14 protein-coding genes and 1 tRNA gene are annotated in these 18,844 nt (G+C 59.8%); 13 read left to right on the top strand and 2 right to left on the bottom strand.

The window, feature by feature from the left end; translation table 11 throughout:
• Nucleotides 1-562 precede the first annotated feature (562 nt).
• The 9 genes from GSF67_RS07390 to exoR all read left to right on the top strand — a co-directional run bounded on the left by GSF67_RS07390 (nucleotide 563) and on the right by exoR (nucleotide 9,713).
• Nucleotides 563-715: a DUF3309 family protein gene (locus tag GSF67_RS07390; protein WP_003495626.1), complete on the top strand. Its 153-nt coding sequence runs from the start codon at nucleotides 563-565 to the stop codon at nucleotides 713-715.
• 240 nt (nucleotides 716-955) lie between these two features.
• Nucleotides 956-1,029 (top strand) — tRNA-Cys (locus tag GSF67_RS07385).
• Nucleotides 1,030-1,104: 75 nt separating this feature from the next.
• Nucleotides 1,105-1,314 carry a hypothetical protein gene (locus GSF67_RS07380; protein ID WP_006314371.1) on the top strand — a complete coding sequence of 70 codons (210 nt, stop codon included), beginning with the start codon at nucleotides 1,105-1,107 and terminating at the stop codon, nucleotides 1,312-1,314.
• Between the two features lie 184 nt (nucleotides 1,315-1,498).
• The gene (locus GSF67_RS07375; RefSeq protein ID WP_176072013.1) at nucleotides 1,499-2,170 is read left to right on the top strand and encodes a protein-L-isoaspartate O-methyltransferase; all 672 of its coding nucleotides are present in this window, start codon (nucleotides 1,499-1,501) and stop codon (nucleotides 2,168-2,170) included.
• A gap of 390 nt (nucleotides 2,171-2,560) precedes the next feature.
• Complete coding sequence (gene popZ, locus GSF67_RS07370; protein WP_035215904.1) at nucleotides 2,561-3,562, top strand: cell division protein PopZ; 1,002 nt, start codon at nucleotides 2,561-2,563, stop codon at nucleotides 3,560-3,562.
• 218 nt (nucleotides 3,563-3,780) lie between these two features.
• Nucleotides 3,781-6,624 carry a valine--tRNA ligase gene (locus GSF67_RS07365; protein ID WP_006314374.1) on the top strand — a complete coding sequence of 948 codons (2,844 nt, stop codon included), beginning with the start codon at nucleotides 3,781-3,783 and terminating at the stop codon, nucleotides 6,622-6,624.
• Between the two features lie 453 nt (nucleotides 6,625-7,077).
• On the top strand, nucleotides 7,078-8,355 hold the full coding sequence (locus GSF67_RS07360; RefSeq protein WP_006314375.1) for an outer membrane protein transport protein: 1,278 nt from the start codon (nucleotides 7,078-7,080) through the stop codon (nucleotides 8,353-8,355).
• 268 nt (nucleotides 8,356-8,623) lie between these two features.
• Nucleotides 8,624-8,932, top strand: a complete 309-nt coding sequence (locus GSF67_RS07355; RefSeq protein WP_236762267.1) for a hypothetical protein — start codon at nucleotides 8,624-8,626, stop codon at nucleotides 8,930-8,932.
• A complete protein-coding gene (exoR, locus tag GSF67_RS07350) occupies nucleotides 8,919-9,713 on the top strand; it encodes an exopolysaccharide production regulator ExoR (protein ID WP_006314377.1) in 795 nt (264 codons plus the stop codon). The genes GSF67_RS07355 and exoR overlap by 14 nt, the downstream gene beginning before the upstream one ends.
• Before the next feature lie 42 nt (nucleotides 9,714-9,755).
• Here the strand turns inward: exoR and xth are convergent, their stop codons facing one another.
• Nucleotides 9,756-10,553, bottom strand: a complete 798-nt coding sequence (gene xth / locus GSF67_RS07345) for an exodeoxyribonuclease III (RefSeq protein ID WP_006314378.1) — start codon at nucleotides 10,551-10,553, stop codon at nucleotides 9,756-9,758.
• A gap of 301 nt (nucleotides 10,554-10,854) precedes the next feature.
• On the bottom strand, nucleotides 10,855-11,187 hold the full coding sequence (gene erpA / locus GSF67_RS07340; protein ID WP_006314379.1) for an iron-sulfur cluster insertion protein ErpA: 333 nt from the start codon (nucleotides 11,185-11,187) through the stop codon (nucleotides 10,855-10,857).
• Between the two features lie 214 nt (nucleotides 11,188-11,401).
• Here erpA and GSF67_RS07335 point away from each other — a divergent pair, with 214 nt between their 5' ends.
• The 4 genes from GSF67_RS07335 to nagZ all read left to right on the top strand — a co-directional run bounded on the left by GSF67_RS07335 (nucleotide 11,402) and on the right by nagZ (nucleotide 18,800).
• Complete coding sequence (locus GSF67_RS07335) at nucleotides 11,402-12,619, top strand: deoxyguanosinetriphosphate triphosphohydrolase (protein ID WP_035216018.1); 1,218 nt, start codon at nucleotides 11,402-11,404, stop codon at nucleotides 12,617-12,619.
• 74 nt (nucleotides 12,620-12,693) lie between these two features.
• Nucleotides 12,694-14,451: an arginine--tRNA ligase gene (argS, locus tag GSF67_RS07330; RefSeq protein ID WP_006314382.1), complete on the top strand. Its 1,758-nt coding sequence runs from the start codon at nucleotides 12,694-12,696 to the stop codon at nucleotides 14,449-14,451.
• 66 nt (nucleotides 14,452-14,517) lie between these two features.
• On the top strand, nucleotides 14,518-17,538 hold the full coding sequence (locus tag GSF67_RS07325) for an SPOR domain-containing protein (RefSeq protein WP_006314383.1): 3,021 nt from the start codon (nucleotides 14,518-14,520) through the stop codon (nucleotides 17,536-17,538).
• Between the two features lie 245 nt (nucleotides 17,539-17,783).
• Entirely contained in the window at nucleotides 17,784-18,800 is a 1,017-nt protein-coding gene (nagZ, locus tag GSF67_RS07320) for a beta-N-acetylhexosaminidase (RefSeq protein WP_035215907.1), read from the top strand.
• Nucleotides 18,801-18,844: the final 44 nt, after the last annotated feature.

Raw genomic sequence — 18,844 nt, 5'->3', positions numbered from 1 at the left:
TCGCAAAACCGGACATATGATTCTCGTTTCTTCCTCCTGGTCCGGGGTCTAGCCGGAGTGAAACCGGCAAGGCAAGGGGAGCGCATATCACCATCGGTAAAATATCCGTGTGACTGCTCAGTGGGTTTAGGAGGGGTCAGAGGATTTGGGAGGGGCGGGAGAGATCCGGCGCACTGCCAGTAATGCCAGATCTCTCCGTCTCCCGCCGGTTTCAGGGTACGGGGGACTGTTTTTACTATGACGGACAACGGCCAATCGACATAGGCCGAGAAATCACCTCGAATAATTCGCTGCCATGACCGTTCCGGCCGGTCGGGGTGCGTGCAGCGAAATCTGCGAGGACTAGGCCATCGGACGCCGAAGATTCTTATCCGGCAAATTACCTTATGGGGCAGGCGGTGGCGGCGGGATCCGCCAGTCCATGTGCGGCTATGGCCTAACCCTTTGAAACCGCTGGGAAGCACTCCGAGAGACATGATGAGGCGAGGGAGAGTCCATGGGAACTTTTTTCAGGCTGTATCATTGAAGCAGACAGACACATGCCAACAGCGGAGGGTTATACATGCTCGGCACCATCCTTGTCATCCTGCTCATCCTGTTCCTGATCGGCGCGCTGCCGAGCTGGGGATATCATAATTACGGTTATGGCCCGTCGGGCGGCCTCGGACTGGTTCTTGTCATCGTCCTGATCCTCGTCCTTCTCGGGCGGATCTGATCGATAACCCCAAGGGAATATGTCATGCCCGCATTGCCGCAGACGCGCGCTATGCGGGCATTGTTTCTTCTGAAATATGAGGAAGATACAAAAAACAACGTAATCTTAATTGCTTAGGGGATTGGCTCATCCGTTGCGCCCTTACGGCTCGAAAAAACACCACATTCAGAACGAAGCCTCTTGCGCCCAAAATGGATTCGTTCTAAATGCCCGCCATCGCTTGAATAAAAGAGCGTGTGAGGCCTCGTGGCGGAGTGGTGACGCAGAGGACTGCAAATCCTTGTACCCCGGTTCAATTCCGGGCGAGGCCTCCAAATTTCTCTCACCATCGGCATTATATAATATGTGCGCTCCGTAGATGATGCGGACGCGCGCCGTTTTCGGCCAGAATGCAGGAGGAGAGCGTGGATCAGGATCAGCGGGACGGCGCGGGCAACAAGAAGCGAAGGCTGTGGCCATGGCTGCTTCTCGGTGTCGTTACCATTCTGGCGATCTATGCGTATGTGACGACGATCGAGATGATCGAGGATATGGCACGGCTGTGGAGCGATCTCGTTCAGCTTTTCTGGTGGATCATGCCGGATATTCCCGCCTCCTGACGACGTATTTCCTGGCAATCGCGAGAAATTTGCATCACCCTCCAGTGCTTTTTGGGAGCGCAGCCAATGAGCGCGCTTGAAAGCGCGGCTTCTGGCAATTATGAGATTGTTTTAACGGTCGGCTGCATCTTCCGACTTCGGGCTGGTTTCCAGCCTCTATCCTTGAAATTGAGGCGATAAGGACATGATGGATTTCGAAACCGCACGCGCCAATATGGTCGACAGCCAGTTGCGCACGACCGACGTGACGTCGCATTCCGTGCTGAAGGCGTTTTTGAGCGTGCCGCGCGAGGCATTCGTGCCGGCGGGTGTGCGGCAGATTGCCTATGCGGACGAGGATCTGCAGATCTGTTCGGCGCTTGACGGTCGCCCGGCCCGTTATGTCATGAAGGCATCGCCGCTGGCCAAGCTTTTGCAGCTGGCTGCCGTCTCCAAGGACGATGTGGTGCTGGAAGTCGGTGGTGGCTCCGGTTACGCGGCTGCCATCCTGTCCCAGCTTGCCGGTTCGGTGGTTTCGCTTGAAAGCGACGAAGCGCTGGCCGCACAGGCGACCGAGACGCTCGCTTCGCTCGGTTATGACAATGTCGCTGTCGTGACCGGCGATCTTGCCAAGGGTTATGCGGGTGAAGCGCCCTATGACCTGATTTTCATCAACGGTTCGGTCGAGGAAGTGCCGGCGGCGCTGACCGACCAGTTGCGCGATGGCGGACGTCTTGTCGTCGTTGTCGGATATGGCAATGCTGCCAAGGCAACTGTCTATCGCCGTGATGGCAACAGCACGTCTGCTGCGAGCTTTTTCAACGCCTCCGTCAAGCCTGTACCGGGTTTTGCCAAGGCGGCCGAGTTCGTTTTCTGATCCCTACGCGATCGTTTTTTGCAGGGCCGGGGTGGATTTTTCACCCCGGCTTTTTTGTGGCCGGTGTCTCGGAAAATTGTGTCGTCGCCTGCCGTTTTCACAAAGCTGTGCATCACCGCGAAACTTGTCGAATCAGTGATTTAGTTCCTGACTATGCTGCCCTAGACTAGGGGTGATTCGGGGTGTGCGTATTTCTGCCCCGCATGACCCTGCAACAGGGACGGCAAAAACGCCCGGCGGTTTTGACCCAACTGTTTCAGAGCATCGGCACGGCGATCTGCTTTGGTTGTCATGGGCGCGATGTATAAATTGAACAGGTGCAAAGCGCCATGTCCGGTATCCCAAAGGGGATGCGGCAAGCGTGCTTAAGAGTAGAAACCGGGGATTGATATGGCTCAGCCAAGTGTCGCGCGTGAACCGTCCATGGAAGAGATTCTGGCGTCGATACGCCGGATCATCGAAAGCAACGAGCCTGGACCTGCCGGTGCGTTTTCCGGGCAGTTGCCGCCGGTCTATGACGATGAGGACGAGGCTTCCGGCGAAGCTGCCTTCGCCGCGGAGCCTGTGAGCCCGCCGGCCCGCGTTCCCCCCGCCGCAAACCAGGCCTATGCCGCGCGCCCGGTGCATGATTTTTCACCGGCATTTGACGCGCCGTTGGTTGAACGGCAGGAAAGCCAGGCCGAAAAGACCATGTCGCTTGCCGATGTCGCTGCCCGTGTGCGTGCCGCCGCAGACCGCAACGCCGCCATGGGGCCGCAGGCCTTCGCCGCACAGGCGCAACAGCGCGCGGCCGAGACCGCTGCACCGGCTTCCGCCGTATCGAATGTTTCGCAACCTTCGGCAGTGCCGTCGCCTGAACGCGCCGCGCCGCAACGCCCAACGGATGTTCGCCCGCTGATGGCCGCCGTGGCTGCCACAAGCGCGGTTGAGCAACCGGCATCCTTCGCCGCCGAGGATCGTGCCGCTGCTGCTGCCATCGAAAATGCGCCCTTGGCCGAGAGCCGTTTCGAGCAGCTTTCGCTGCGCGGTGCCATCGATACGCCGGTGACGGCGGAACGGTTCGACATCGCGCTCGAACCTGTCTCCGAAAAGTCGATCTTCGATCTGCGGGAGCCGGAAGCGCCGGGTGAGACAGACGTGAAAGAAACTGCGCACATTGCGGATGGCCTGTCGCTCAATCTCCTTTCCGCCGCCGCCGGTGCGCAGATCGCCCGGTCCTTCAGCGAGCTGGCGGAGGTTTTCGACGGCGTCGAGCGGCGTTCGATCGAGGATATGGCTGCCGATATGCTGCGCCCGATGCTGCAGGACTGGCTGGAAGACAATCTTCCGACGCTGGTGGAGCGCCTCGTGCGCGAGGAAATCGAGCGTGTGGCGCGCGGCTCGCGCCGCTAAGGCCGGCCCGTCCGCAGGCTGTAATCGCTGCCGATGCGATGAAACGGGAGCCGCTCCGGCATGGGAGCGGCTTTTTTGTTGAAGATGAAGGTGTTATCGGGGCATAGTCTCCCGTGGGTCCACGCAATGGTTGGCACCCGGGCTGGTTTCTGTTGACTCTCTCCCATCCATCCTTATTTAAAAAATCCACACAAGAACTCTAAAATTCAGGCCAGGAAATGCTCGAAAAGACCTACGATTCCGCATCCGTCGAACCGAAGATCGCGAAAGCCTGGGACGAGGCGAACGCTTTTCGTGCCGGCGCCAACGCCAAGCCGGGCGCGGAAACCTTCACCATCGTCATCCCGCCGCCGAATGTGACCGGCTCCCTGCATATGGGCCACGCGCTCAACAACACGTTGCAGGATATATTGGTCCGCTTCGAGCGCATGCGCGGCAAGGACGTGCTTTGGCAGCCGGGCATGGACCATGCCGGCATCGCCACGCAGATGGTCGTCGAGCGCAAGCTGATGGAGAACCAGCTGCCGGGCCGCCGTGAGATGGGCCGCGAGGCCTTCGTGGAGAAGGTCTGGGAATGGAAAGCCGAGTCCGGCGGCCTGATCTTCAACCAGCTGAAACGTCTCGGCGCCTCCTGCGACTGGTCGCGTGAGCGCTTCACCATGGATGAAGGTCTCTCCGAGGCCGTCCTCGAAGTCTTCGTCACGCTTTACAAGCAGAACCTGATCTACAAAGCCAAGCGCCTCGTCAACTGGGACCCGAAGCTCCAGACTGCGATTTCCGACATGGAAGTCGAACAGATCGAGGTCAAGGGTAACCTCTGGCACTTCCGCTATCCGCTGGAAAAGGGCGTGACCTATGAATACCCCGTCGCGTTTGACGCCGACGGCACGCCCACCGAGTTCGAAACGCGCGATTACATCGTCGTCGCCACCACGCGTCCGGAAACCATGCTCGGTGATACCGGCGTTGCGGTGAACCCGGAGGACGAGCGTTACAAGGGCATCGTCGGCAAGCACGTCATCCTGCCGATCGTCGGCCGCAAGATCCCGATCGTTGCCGATGATTATGCTGATCCGACGGCCGGTACGGGCGCGGTGAAGATCACGCCTGCGCATGACTTCAACGATTTCGAAGTCGGCAAGCGTTGCGGCCTGCGCGCCATCAACGTCATGAACATCGATGGTACGATCTCCATCAAGGAAAACGAAGATTTCCTCGAGGGCCTCAGCCATCCCGCAGCCCTGCATGGCGCCTGGGATCGTCTGGAGGGGCAGGACCGCTTTACCGCCCGCAAGATCATCGTCGAAATCTTCGAGGAAGCCGGTCTGCTCGACAAGATCGAGCCGCACAAGCATGTGGTCCCGCATGGCGACCGCGGCGGCGTGCCGATCGAGCCGCGCCTGACCGACCAGTGGTGGGTGGACAACAAGACGCTCGCGCAGCCGGCAATCGCCTCGGTGCGCGAAGGCCGCACCAATTTCGTGCCGAAGAACTGGGAAAACACTTACTTCCAGTGGATGGAAAACATCCAGCCCTGGTGCATCTCACGGCAATTGTGGTGGGGACACCAGATTCCGGCATGGTACGGCCCGGACGGGCAGGTCTTCGTTGAAAAGACCGAGGAAGAGGCGCTGCAGGCGGCCATCCAGCACTATATCGCCCATGAAGGCCCGTGGAAGGCCTGGGTTGAAGAGAAGCTTGAGAACTTTGCGCCGGGCGAAATCCTGACGCGTGACGAAGACGTGCTCGACACCTGGTTCTCGTCGGCGCTCTGGCCGTTCTCGACACTCGGCTGGCCCGAGCAGACGCCGGAACTGGCGCGTTATTATCCGACCAATGTGCTGGTCACCGGCTTCGACATCATCCCGTTCTGGGTGGTGCGGATGATGCAGATGGGCCTGCATTTCATGAAGGACGATGCGGGCAATCCGGTCGAACCCTTCAGCACGGTCTATATCCATGCGCTGGTTCGCGACAAGAACGGCCAGAAGATGTCGAAGTCCAAGGGCAACGTCATCGATCCGCTGGAGCTGATCGACGAATATGGTGCGGATGCGCTGCGTTTCACGCTCGCCATCATGGCGGCGCAGGGGCGCGACGTGAAGCTCGATCCGGCGCGTATCGCCGGTTACCGCAACTTCGGCACCAAGCTCTGGAACGCCACGCGTTTTGCCGAGATGAACGGTGTGAAGCGCGATCCGCATTTCCTGGCCGAAACCGCGTCACTGACCATCAACCGCTGGATTCTGACCGAGCTTGCCAATACGGCGCGCGATGTGACGGCAGCACTTGAGAATTTCCGCTTCAACGATGCCTCCGGCATCCTCTATCGTTTCGTCTGGAACCAGTTCTGCGACTGGTATCTGGAACTGCTGAAGCCCGTCTTCAGCGGCGAAGATGAAGAAGCGAAGCGGGAATCCCAGGCCTGCGCGGCCTATGTTCTGGAGGAGATCTACAAGCTCCTGCATCCCTTCATGCCCTTCATGACCGAAGAGCTGTGGGCGCATACGGCCGGCGAGGGAGAAGAGCGGGATGACCTGCTTTGCCTCACCGACTGGCCGGAGCCGGAATTCCGCGACGATGCGGCGGCGGCCGAAATCAACTGGCTGATCGATCTCGTCTCCGGCATCCGCTCCGCGCGCGCCGAGATGAACGTGCCGCCGGGCGCCACCGCCTCGCTGGTCGTCGTTGGCGCCAACACCTCCACCGAAGCGCGGCTCGACCGCCACGCCGCCGCCATCCGGCGCCTGGCGCGGGCGGATGAAATTCGTGGCGGTGATGTTGCGCCGAAGGGTTCCGCGCAGATCATCGTCGGCGAGGCGACGGTCTGCCTGCCGCTCGGCAATCTTGTCGATCTCGCAGCCGAACAGGCTCGGCTCGAAAAGGCGATCGGCAAGGTGGATGCGGAAATGGAACGCATCGACAAGAAGCTGTCGAACGAGAAGTTCGTGGCCAATGCCGATCCGGAAGTCGTGGCTGCCGAGCGCGAGCGCAAGGCGGAGCTGGACGTTCAGCTGGCAAGTCTGAGAACGGCTCTCACGCGGGTGAGTGAAGCCGGTTAATCCGCGCAATCATCCATGGTCAGGATAAACGAAAGCGCTCCGTACCAACGGGGCGCTTTTATGTTTTGTCCGTTCCGGAATGTTGCGCTGCAACGTCGAATCGCTTTGGGTGTGCGGCAGGGCGATTTCAAGGGTGAAGCGGTGAAAATGATCGCCGAAGATCGAAAAAAACCAATAAAAACGGCCCGATAAGCCCGTTTTTCCCGGAAACTATCCACTGTGGTTATTTGGCGACAATTCCTGTCAGCCGTAGGCGTTTGTTTCGTTTTATGACGGATACGCCCGTAGTGATTAGAAAAATAACCTAAAATGACTATTTAAGGGCACACCCATAAAATTCTTACGTAAAAAATGGAGAAGTGTCGCAGAACTGTGCCAGTGTGCGGCAGATTGTCATTTGCCGCGAACCACTTCACTCTTTTGATGATCACATTGCCTTGATTGGGGAGAGAGATGGCAAAAACTGCAATTTTTCGCGGCGCGGTATGTTTCGCAGTCAGCATCGCGGCGGTAACGCCCTCACTGGCCGGCGGCCTGGAGCGTGGCGGCTACAATATCGACCTGCTGTTCGATCCATCCGATTATGTTCTCGACAGTTCTGCAACCTTCGTCGCACCGCAGCGCAAGGTGGAGAATGCGCGGGATAATCCGGTTAAAAGTGGTGGTCCGTTACCTGCATCCTGGTCTACCACCGCTGATGATTCCGAAAACTACTGGTCGACACGCGTTGGCGCGAAGGCCGCCATTGGCGACTTCGGCGACTGCATGTTCGATTATTCGCAGCCTTGGGGGGCGGACCTTAACCCGGGTATATGGCAGGGTTCGAGCTACAATATCGAGACAAAGGTCAAATCGCACAATTACGCAACGACGTGCCGCGTCAAGTTCGATCTCGGCAAGGGCGACTTCTCGATCATTGGCGGTGGTTTCTACCAGGAACTCAGTGGCTACAAATATCGTCAGGTCCTGTCGCCAACCTTTTTGACGAGTATTAATGTGCCGACGTCGATCTACAATGGCACTGGCAAGCTGGATATGGAAGGCGATGGTTGGGGCTGGCGCGCCGGTTTGGCTTACGAGATTCCCGAAATCGCTTTCCGCACGAGCCTTGTGTATAATAGCGCCGTCGATGTTGATCTGACCGGTAACGTCACCCTGACAAACCTGCCGGTTGGCCTAAATCAGATTTCCGGCCGTGTCACGCCTGTTTACGGTAACGTCTCCATGCCTGACAGCATCGAGTGGAAGGTGCAGTCTGGTATTGCGCCCGGCTGGCTCGCCTTCGGCTCGGTGAAGTGGACCGACTGGAGCCAGATCCAGACCATTCCCTTCTGCGCCGTTGGTTCGCCGACCTGCGTGGCGGGAACGCAAAGTGCAATCAACACGCTCGACCTTTTCTATCGGGATGGCTGGACCATTTCCGGCGGTATCGGCCACAAGTTCAATGAGCAGTGGAGCGGCGCCGTCAGCCTGACATGGGATCGCGGCACATCGACCGTCATCGGGACACAGACGGATACCTGGATGGTTGGCACACAGCTAGTCTATTCGCCCAACAAGAACCTCGAGTTCAAGATTGCCGGCGCACTCGGCCTTCTGACCTCGGGCAGTTCGTCCATCGGTGGCGCCCCGTGCGGCCCGCTTGGTGCACGTTGCGGTGACGAGGCCGGTTACACCTTCGGCAACGACCTCGTGGCAGCGATCTCTACCGGTGTGAAGGTCAAGTTCTGATCCCATCCTTTCGCTTGTTCTAAAATAAAGGTCCGGTTTACCAACCGGGCCTTTTTTCATGCGCGACTATGATTCCTGCTCGATAAAAATTTCCAGCCCGAAAGTTTTGTGACGATTTGGCAACACTTTTCTGCAAGCGTGTGGTCGCGTTGGAATGTGGGCATATTTGTCCATTTCCCGCCACAAACAGAGTGCTTGGCTTATGTTTAAGAGCGCGGGAATGGAAGAACATGCAGGCGTTTGATGTGGGCCTGCGGAGTTGCAGAAAGTGAAAACGGGTTTGGATTCAGCGTTTAAGCAAGTAATACGGGAATTTCGCCCGGCTTTCTTGTTTGGCGCTGACCGGCAGATAACGGAATGCCGTTATGTTGCCGGAAATTATGCCTATATCTGTCTCACTGGAAAATTAGGGCAATCGCCGCAAAAGACCACCGGTGGTGCGCTGAAAAGTGCTGCCGGAAAGACGCAGTGTGTTCGAAAAATCGCGACCCGGCGGGGTTCGGCTTTGCAGTATTCCGCAAGTATTGGCTATATGCCGGGAAGAGTGAGAGAAGTTCGCCGAAATGCTGAAATGTGAAGCCAACGTTTTAAAGCCGCTCCTTATGGGCATGTTGCTTGCGTCGCTCGCAATGCCAGTGCTGGCTTTTGACATCAATGCGGGCGTGACCAAGGAATCCGGCCCCTTCGACCTGTTCAAGTTTGGCTTCAAGGCCTACAAGAACGGCAACAAGGACGAAGCCGTCGAGGCCTATCGTTATGCGGCGGAAAAGGGCCATACCGGCTCGCGCTGGGCGCTTGCCAATATGTATGCCTATGGCGACGGTGTCGCCAAGAACGATCTGGAAGCTTTCAAGATCTACAGCGAAATCGCCAGTCAGGGTGTGGAGCCGGGTTCGGAAGATACCGGCTTTTTCGTCAACGCCCTTCTTTCCCTTGCAGATTATTACCGTCACGGCATTCCCGGCAGCCCCGTGAAAATGGACCTTTCACAGGCCCGCCAGCTTTATTTTCAGGTGGCCTCCACCTTTGGCGTGGCTGAAGCGCAGTTCCGGCTGGCGGAGATGATCCTCGCGGGCGAGGGTGGCCGCGCCGATGTGCAGCAGGCCAAGAAGTGGCTCAACCAGGCCCGCAAGCACGGCCATGCCGGCGCCATGTCGATTTTCGGCAACCTGATATTCCAGGAAGGCCAGACGACGCAGGGGCTGGCCTTCATGACGGCGGCACTCGACAAGTGCACGGTGGCCGACTGTACCTGGATCCAGAACCTGCAGGAGCAGGCCTTTTCTCTCGCCGGTGAAAACGACCGCCGCGCCGCCATCGCCATGGCGCAGAACATGCAGTTCAACGATCCGGATTGAGAATGCCGGTCGGGACGGTTTCAGCCGCCCGACAGAAACGGTTCAGCCGATCGGACTGAAATCGAAATAACCGCAGACCGGCACATGGTCGGACGGTTTTTCCCAGGCTCGCACATGTTTTTCGATGTCGACCGATTGCAGCCTGTCGGCTGCTTCCGCTGACAGCATCAGATGATCGATGCGGATGCCGTTGTTTTTCGGCCAGGCGCCGGCCTGATAATCCCAGAAGGAATAAAGTCCTGCCGCGTCGGTCGTCGCACGCGCGGCGTCAGTGAAGCCCAGATTTTCCAGTTTGCGGAAGGCCGCCCGGGTCTTCGGCAGGAACAATGCGTCGCCTTCCCACACGCGTGGGTCGTGGCAATCGAAGGGCTCGGGGATGACGTTGTAATCGCCGGCGAGGATCAGCGGCTCTTCCATTGCAAGGCGATCTTCCGCAAAGCGCCGCAGGCGCTCCATCCAGGCAAGCTTGTAGGGATATTTGACCGGATCGTCAGGCGGATTGCCGTTTGGCAGGTAAAGCGAGCAGACGCGGATCGCGCCGCCTTCCACGGAAAACACGCCTTCGATGAAACGGGCCTGCTCATCGGCATCATCGCCCGGCAGGCCACGATTGACCTCGTCCGGCTTCACCTTCGAGAGCAGGGCGACGCCATTGAAGCCCTTCTGGCCGTGGGTTTCGATGTGATAACCGAGCGCCTCGATCTCAAGGCGGGGAAAACCCTCGTCGACCGACTTGATTTCCTGAAGGCAGACGATGTCAGGCGAGGAATCCTTCAGCCACTGGCAGAGGTTTTCGATACGCGCCTTGACGCCATTAATGTTCCAGGTGGCAATCTTCATCGGAGTTTCCCTTTTGTGGGGGTACTTTTACCCGATGCAAATGCGATTGCCACCGTTTTTGGAAAGTGGTGGTGCGTATGTGGTGGAAAGAGATGAGAATGGCGGAGTTCTCTCTTCCTTCATTCCTGTGCTTGTCACAGGAATCCAGCCAGCCCAAGTCCTTGGGCTGGAAAAGACTCTCTCGCCGCGCAGACGCGCGTCGGCTGGATCCCTGTGACGAGCACAGGGATGAGGGAGGGGAAGGATGGCGAGCGACTTAATACCGGAAGCGTTTGACGCACGGTCCGCGCGTCATTCCTAGTCAAATCGAAAAGCTCGTGCCGCAGCCACAGCTTGCCACCGCATTCGGGTTCTTGATCTGGAAAGACTGGCCCAGAAGATTGTCGACGAAGTCGATTTCGGAGCCGGCCATGTAGATGACCGACATGCTGTCGATCAGCACCCTGGCGTCGCCACGGGCGATCACGATGTCGTCATCGGCCGGGTTTTCGGCCAGATCGAATTTGTAGGAGAAGCCCGAGCAGCCGCCGCCTTCGACGGAGACGCGCAGCGCCTGTTTGCCGGCATCGGCGGCGACGATCTGCGCGATTCGCTTCGCCGCTGCTTCCGAAAGGGTAATGTCGCTGTTTTCCATGTCGTTTCTCCTGCCGGGGTCAAGAACCGGAGAGCAATAATCTCGTTGCCACCATTATAAACCGGTCAAATTAACGGTCTATAGCCTGTTGAAGGCGGTCCACGCGGCGATGATGCTTTGCGCTGACCTCTGCGATAGGTATGAAGGGTGAATGAAAAGGTCAATGGCCGAGCCCAAAAGGAAGTCCCGGCCGGAGAAGACGACAGGTGAATGCATGATCATAGACCAGCGCGCATTGGGTTTCGGAAGTGGGGAGAGGGCGGTGTTCGCCTCGGATCCATGGACGACGCGCGGGCGTCTTTTTCCCGAGGCCGGAAGCCTCACCCGCTCGGAATTCCAGCGGGACCGGGATCGCATCGTCCACACGACAGCCTTTCGCCGCCTGAAGCACAAGACGCAGGTGTTCATCAGCCCTGACGGCGACCACTATCGCACGCGGCTTACCCACACCATCGAGGTGGCGCAGATCGCCCGGGCGCTCGCCCGCGCGCTGAAGCTGGACGAGGATCTGGCCGAAGGCGTGGCGCTGGTACATGATTTCGGCCACACGCCATTTGGTCATACCGGGGAAGATGCGCTGGATGCGGTGCTGTTGCCCTATGGCGGCTTCGACCACAATGCCCAGTCGCTGCGCATCGTCACCAAGCTGGAGCGCCGTTATGCCGAATATGACGGTATCAACCTGACCTGGGAGACGCTGGAAGGCCTCGTCAAGCACAATGGCCCGCTGGTGAATGCCAATGGCGAGGGGATAAAGGGGCCGGTTCCGCTGCCCATCCTCGAATATTGCGAGTTGCAGGATCTCGAGATCGGCAGTTATGCCAGCCTTGAGGCGCAGGTGGCGGCGATTGCCGACGACATCGCTTATAATACCCACGATATAGATGATGGTCTGCGCGCCGGTTATCTCACCTTCGAGATGCTGGAGGAAGTGCCGTTCCTGAGTGGGCTGATGGCCGAGGTGCGGGGTAAATATCCCGTGCTCGACAAGGAGCGTTTCGCCAACGAAATCATGCGCCGGCAGATCACCCATATGGTGGAAGACGTGATTGGTGTCGCGCAGCAGAATCTCGCCCGGCTGAAGCCGCAGAGTGCTGCCGATATCCGCGCCGCCGATTTCACCGTCGCGACATTTTCGCCCGAGATGGCTGAAACCGACCGGCAGATCAAGAAGCTGCTGTTCGGCCATATCTACCGCCATCCGGAAATCATGCGCATCCGCGCCGGCGCTACACAGATCGTCACTGATCTTTTCCACCGTTATATGGAAACGCCGGCAGAGATGCAGAGCCACTACTGGGTGGACAGCATTTCCGGCATGAGCGTGGCCGCCAAGGCCCGGCATGTGGGCGATTATCTGGCGGGCATGACCGACAGTTATGCACTGCGCGCCCACCAGCGGCTGTTTGACCACACTCCCGATTTGCGATAGGGCAGCGGGCGATCGCGAAGCCACCCGGTTATGACGACCGAGACAAACAGAAGCCCTTCGCGCAGGTTGGAACGATGAACATTTTTGCCGATTTCGATACCAGGATCAAAAACGCGCTCGAGACCCTCGATCTCGTGAAAGAGAACCGCGAAAAGGTCGATTTCAGTCGAATTACCGTCGAATCTCCGCGCGATCTCAGCCACGGCGATGTCGCAACCAATGCAGCCATGGTGCTGGCGAAGCCGCTCGGCACCAATCCGCGCGCGCTTGCCGAACTCATCGTGCCTGCACTCCAGGCGGATGGCGATGTCGACGACGTCAATGTCGCGGGTCCCGGCTTCATCAACCTCAAGGTTTCCGTCGGTTACTGGCAGCGTCTGTTGGCCGACATGATCGGGCAGGGCGTCGATTTCGGCCGCTCCACCGTCGGCGCCGGCCAGAAGATCAATGTCGAATATGTCTCCGCCAACCCGACCGGCCCGATGCATGTCGGCCATTGCCGTGGTGCTGTCGTGGGTGACACACTGGCGAACCTGCTTGCATTCGCAGGTTACGGCGTCACCAAGGAATATTACATCAACGATGCCGGCTCGCAGATCGACGTGCTGGCCCGTTCCGTCTTCCTGCGTTACCGCGAGGCGCTGGGCGAGGATATCGGCTCCATTCCGTCCGGTCTCTACCCCGGTGATTATCTCGTTCCGGTCGGCCAGGCGCTGGCGGATGAATTTGGCATCAAGCTGCGCGCCATGCCCGAAGAAAAGTGGATGCCTATCGTCAAGGACAAGGCGATCGACGCGATGATGGTGATGATCCGCGAGGATCTGGCGCTGCTCAATGTGCGGCACGACGTGTTCTTCTCGGAGCGCACGCTGCATGAGGGTAATGGCGGCCCGATCCTTTCGGCGATCAACGATCTCACCTTCAAGGGCCATGTCTACAAGGGCACGCTGCCACCGCCGAAGGGCGAATTGCCTGACGACTGGGAAGACCGCGAGCAGACGCTGTTCCGCTCCACGGAAGTGGGCGACGACATGGATCGCGCGCTGATGAAGTCGGATGGTTCCTACACCTATTTCGCCGCCGACGTCGCCTATTTCAAGAACAAGTTCGATCGCGGTTTTTCCGAGATGATCTATGTGCTCGGCGCCGACCATGGCGGTTACGTCAAGCGGCTGGAAGCCGTCGCGCGCGCCGTCTCCGAAGGCAAGTCGAAGCTGACGGTGCTGCTCTGCCAGCTCGTCAAGCTGTTCCGTGATGGCGAGCCGGTGAAGATGTCGAAACGCTCCGGCGACTTCGTCACGCTGCGCGATGTTGTCGACGAAGTGGGTCGCGATCCCGTGCGATTCATGATGCTCTATCGGAAGAATTCCGAGCCGCTGGACTTCGATTTCGCGAAAGTGACCGAACAATCGAAGGATAATCCGGTCTTTTACGTGCAATATGCGCATGCCCGCTGCAAGTCGATCTTCCGCCAGGCGCAGGAGGCGTTTCCGGGCCTTGCACCGTCTGCAGAAGACATGGCGGCGTCTGTTGCTTTGATTAGCGATATCAACGAGTTGCAGCTGGTTGCGAAGCTCGCCGAATATCCGCGTCTGATCGAATCCGCGGCCCTTTCGCACGAGCCGCACAGGCTTGCTTTTTACCTCTATGATCTCGCCGGTTCCTTCCATGGACACTGGAACAAAGGCAAAGACCAGCAGGAATTACGTTTTATTAACGATAAAAACCGAGAATTGAGCATTGCCAGACTCGGGCTGGTGAATGCTGTCGCGAATGTTTTGAAGTCCGGCCTTACGCTTTTAGGAGCGGACGCACCTGACGAAATGCGATAACATATCACCATTATTTGCTCACAATACGCTGGCAAGAGCTGCAATGCGTAGATGGTGGAACACGTAATGGTCGAAAAAAATGTCGCGTATAACCGGGACGCCCGGTCCGAGGGCTTCGCTGACAACGATCCTCTGGCAGAACTGGCGCGTATCGTCGGCTTTGACGATCGTCCTTCGCATGCGGGTTCCGAGGTCCAGCCACGCGCTGCGTCGCCGGTCGTTCGCCGCGAACCCGAATTCAATCTCGAAGACGAGCTGCTTCGTGAATTCGAGGTTTACGATGCGCCGCACGCCGATCCGGTTGTTCTTGATCCGGCGAACGATGTTCGTGCCGGCATCCACCCCACCGACTTCATGCAGCGCGTCGAAGAGGTTTTCGCCCGTCGCGAGCCCGAGCTTGCGCCGATGGCCGAACCCGCGCCGCAGGTGAGGCAGGAGCCGCTTCCCGAGGTCGATCAGGCCTATATCCACAATTACGTCGAAACATCCGGACAGCAGGATATTCGCGCGGATTTCCGTGACGACGCCGGTGCGGTGGCGGAAGTTTTCGATGTGCATTCGCGCCAGCCGCGCGCCGCCGAGCCGGTTGTCTACCAGCAGGCCGCCCCGCAGGTCGCCCCCCAGCTTGCATGGGAAGAGCCGCAGGCCATCGAGCCGTCCCAGCCTGAATGGCATGCCATGCCGGAACTCCCGGCCGATGTTTCCAGCAATATTTCTGCCGATGCTCACGCCTATGCACCGGAGCCGCACGCTTTCGATCTCGCTGACGAGGTGGAGAGTGCCGTTGCGGAAGCAGCGCCCGCGCCGGTTTCGGTTCGTCCTCCGTCGCATGGCGGCCGTTCCTCGCTCGAATTTTCCAGCCTGAGGCTGCCGCTCGCCAATTTCGGCGCGCGCCGTGATGTTTCGGCCGTCGATCCGCGACGGGTCGAGCCGCGATCCGAACTTTACCCCGCTGCGTCGCGGATTGAGCCGCAGGTCGAGCCCGCTCCTGCCGTTGTTCACGCCGAAGAGACCGCACCATCCTTTGCCCAGCCGGTCGCCGAGGTGTTCACGCCTGCCGCAGAACCGCTGGCGCCGGCAATTGCCGAGAGGCCGGCAGCGAAAAATCTCTCGCCGATGGATGAGCTGATTTACGGTGTTGCGCAATATTCCATTCCCGAGCGCGGTGAGGCACAGCCCGTCAAGACCGAACCCGTGGCTCAGGCTGCGAAAGTCGAGCCGCCTGCGGTTGCCGCCGCGCCGGCGAAGGCAGCACCGGTTGCTGCCGCCGCGCCCGCGTCGCCCATCGAGGAACCGGATTTCACGGATTTTGCCGGCTTCAATGATGATGATTTCGAGCTTGCGCTCGATGATCTCGACCTTGATCTGGATCTGTCGGAAATCGCCGAAGCTGAGGTTGCACCCGCGCCGCAACCCGTGCGTCCGCAGCCTGCCACGCCGATTGCCGCTGTTGCGCCGCAGCCGGTGAGGCACGAGCCTGCGCCGCAGCCACGCCCCGCGCCCGTTGTTGCGGCCGCTCCGATCGCCGCAGCGCCGGTCGTTGCCGCTCCGGTTCAGCCGCGCCCTGTTGCTGCGCAGCCGGCCGTGCCGCAGACGCTGGAAAGCCTGCCATTCGATCCTTCGCAGATCGGCGAGACCGAAGAACATCCGGAAACCATCATAGAGATGGATGTGCCGGAACTGCCGGTCGGGGTTTTTGAGCCCAAGCCTGCCGCTCGCCGTCACGAGGAAGACCTCGATATCGATACCGAGCTTGCGACGTTGTTTGCGCCTGCCGTCGCCGGTGGTCTCGACCGTCACAAACATGCGGAAAACCGCGGTGCCGCCCAGGCGCGCCCTGCGCCGGCTCCGGAAGAAGCCGATGAGTTCGAGCGGGCGCTGGAAGAGGATTTCCGCCGCTCCATGCAGGAGGCTGCCGCTTCCCGTGGCAATGCGCCCCGCGATGCCGAAACCTATGTCGATCATCAGGCCGCCTATCGCGATGAGGATGAACGCGGTGGTCGCCGCTGGATCATGCCGGTGGCAGCTGCAATCGGTTTGGTGCTGATCGGCGGCGGCGTTTATGCGCTGGTGTCAGGTGGTTCGTCGAGCACCGGCTCGAATGGCGCACCGGTCATCATCTCGGCTGACAATGATCCGATGAAGGTCGTGCCGGAAAATCCGGGCGGTCGCGTCGTGCCAAATCAGGACAAGGCGGTTTATGACCGCGTGGCCGGGGGCGCCGCTGCCGATCCGAAGCAGCCGGCGCTGATCTCCAGCAACGAAAAGCCGGTCGATGTGGTTCAGCGCACGCTGATCCCCGAACAATTGCCGCTGGAAGGCGAGAACGACGCGGATATGGAAGCAGCCGGCACGCCGGTTGGTGAGACCGAAGATCCGCGCCTGCTTTCGCCGGAAGAAAAGGCCGCCCACAATGAAGGTGCCGGTGCGACGGGCGTTTCGCCGCGCAAGGTCCGCACCATGATCGTCAAGCCTGACGGTACGCTGGTGGCGCAGGAAGTCGATGCACCGGCTGCCCAGCCGCCAAAGGCCGACAAGGTCGCGGAGCTTGCAGCACCCCAGACCGCCAAGCCGGGTGAGGGCGCTCCCGCCGTCATCGCCGCTTCGCGGGTTCCGGTGGCGCCGGAGCAGGCTCAGCCGCAGGCCAACACGCCTGCCGCCGCCAAGCCGTCTACGCAATCGGCAGCACCGCTTCCGGCGGCACGCCCGTCCTCGCAGCCTGCCAATGTGGTGGCAACGGTGACCAACCAGGGTAATGTCCGCCCGGCGACGACTGCTCCTGCCCAGGCTGCACAGCAGCAGACGGCAGCGGCAACACCGGCTGCGACCAGCACGCCGTCCGCGGGTGGGTATTACATCCAGATCGCCTCGCTGCCGAGCCAGGCCGAAGCCCAGAAGTCCTACCAGAACATGTCCGCCAAGTTCGGCTCGGTCATCGGTGGGCGCGGCGTCGACATCAAGGCCGCCGAAATTGCCGGCAAGGGCACGTTCTACCGCGTCCGTATCCCGGCCGGCGACAAGAACGAAGCCGTGGCGCTGTGCGAAAAGTTCCGCTCAGCCGGTGGCAGCTGCCTCGTCGCGCGGTGATAACGGCCAATACGGTTCGTAAGATTGGGGTTGCCGTCTAAGGCAACCTTCGGGGCGGGGATGGATTTTCCCCACTCGCGACGCATCCTCGGCCTTGTGCCGAGGATCTGCCGACGTTTCGCCAGCCGATCGGTTGCAGATGCTCGGGGCAGGCCCGAGCGTGACGGCGGAGGGGTTGCCGACCTCTCTCCGACGCCTTGCGGTATAAGGCCATTTCCCATTCTATTTCCCGAGAGCGTGACACCATGACTGATTGCAAAGCTATGATCCTCGGATGCAGCGGGCTTTCGCTGACTGCCGACGAGATCGCCCTTTACCGCGACGAGCAGCCCTGGGGTTTCATCCTGTTCGGTCGCAATATCGGCGAGGAGCAGCAGATCACCGATCTCGTCGCCGCGATGCGCGATGCCGTTGGGCGGCCGGACGCGCCAGTGCTGATCGATCAGGAAGGCGGACGCGTTCAGCGCATCAAGCCGCCGATCCTGCAAGCCTATCCGAATGCCCGCATTCTCGGGGAAATCTATGAACGCGACCGGAGTGCCGGTCTGCGCGCTGCCTGGCTGATGTCGCGCCTGCACGCTTTCGATCTCACGAAATTCGGCATCAATGTCGATTGCCTGCCAGTGCTCGATGTGCCGGTGGAAGGTGCCAGCAATGTCATCGGTAACCGTGCCTACGGTTACACGCCGACCATGGTCGCCGAGATGGGGCAGGCGGCGGCCGACGGGCTGAAGGCGGGTGGCATGCTGCCTATCATGAAGCATATGCCGGGTCACGGTCGTGGCATGGTGGATTCGCACCACGAACTGCCTGTAGTCGATGTGCCGCTCGATGAGCTTGACGCCCATGATTTCGTGCCGTTCCGGGCCCTGAAGCATGAATTGATGGCGATGAGCGCGCACCTCGTCTTCAACGCCGTCGACCGCGAGCGGCCGGCGACGACGTCGAAGAAGGTGATCGAGGAGATCATTCGCGGCCGCATCGGCTTTGACGGTCTGCTGATGTCCGACGACAGCTCCATGAATGCGCTGAAGGGCACGCTGGGCGAGCGTGCTGCGAATATTGTTGCGGGTGGCTGCGATATAGTCTTGCATTGCAATGGCGTGATGGGTGAAATGCTTGAAGTCGTGAAGGAGGTTCCCGTTCTTTCCGGCCGTTCGCTGGAGCGGGTGCGGGCCGTGGAAGCGGGTTTTCTCGCCGCCGACCCGTCTGACGAGGCGGAACTGAGAGCCGAATTCAACGCCATGTGGGCCGTTTCCTGACAGTCGGGCGGCGGTCGCCCACTCGGGATCACAGGCCGGACATC

It is taken from the genome of Agrobacterium sp. CGMCC 11546, from assembly GCF_013365515.1.
Taxonomy (GTDB): Bacteria; Pseudomonadota; Alphaproteobacteria; order Rhizobiales; family Rhizobiaceae; genus Agrobacterium; species Agrobacterium fabrum.
Note: the sequence above shows the minus strand (reverse complement) of the source record. Positions and strands in the feature narration are given on the sequence as shown.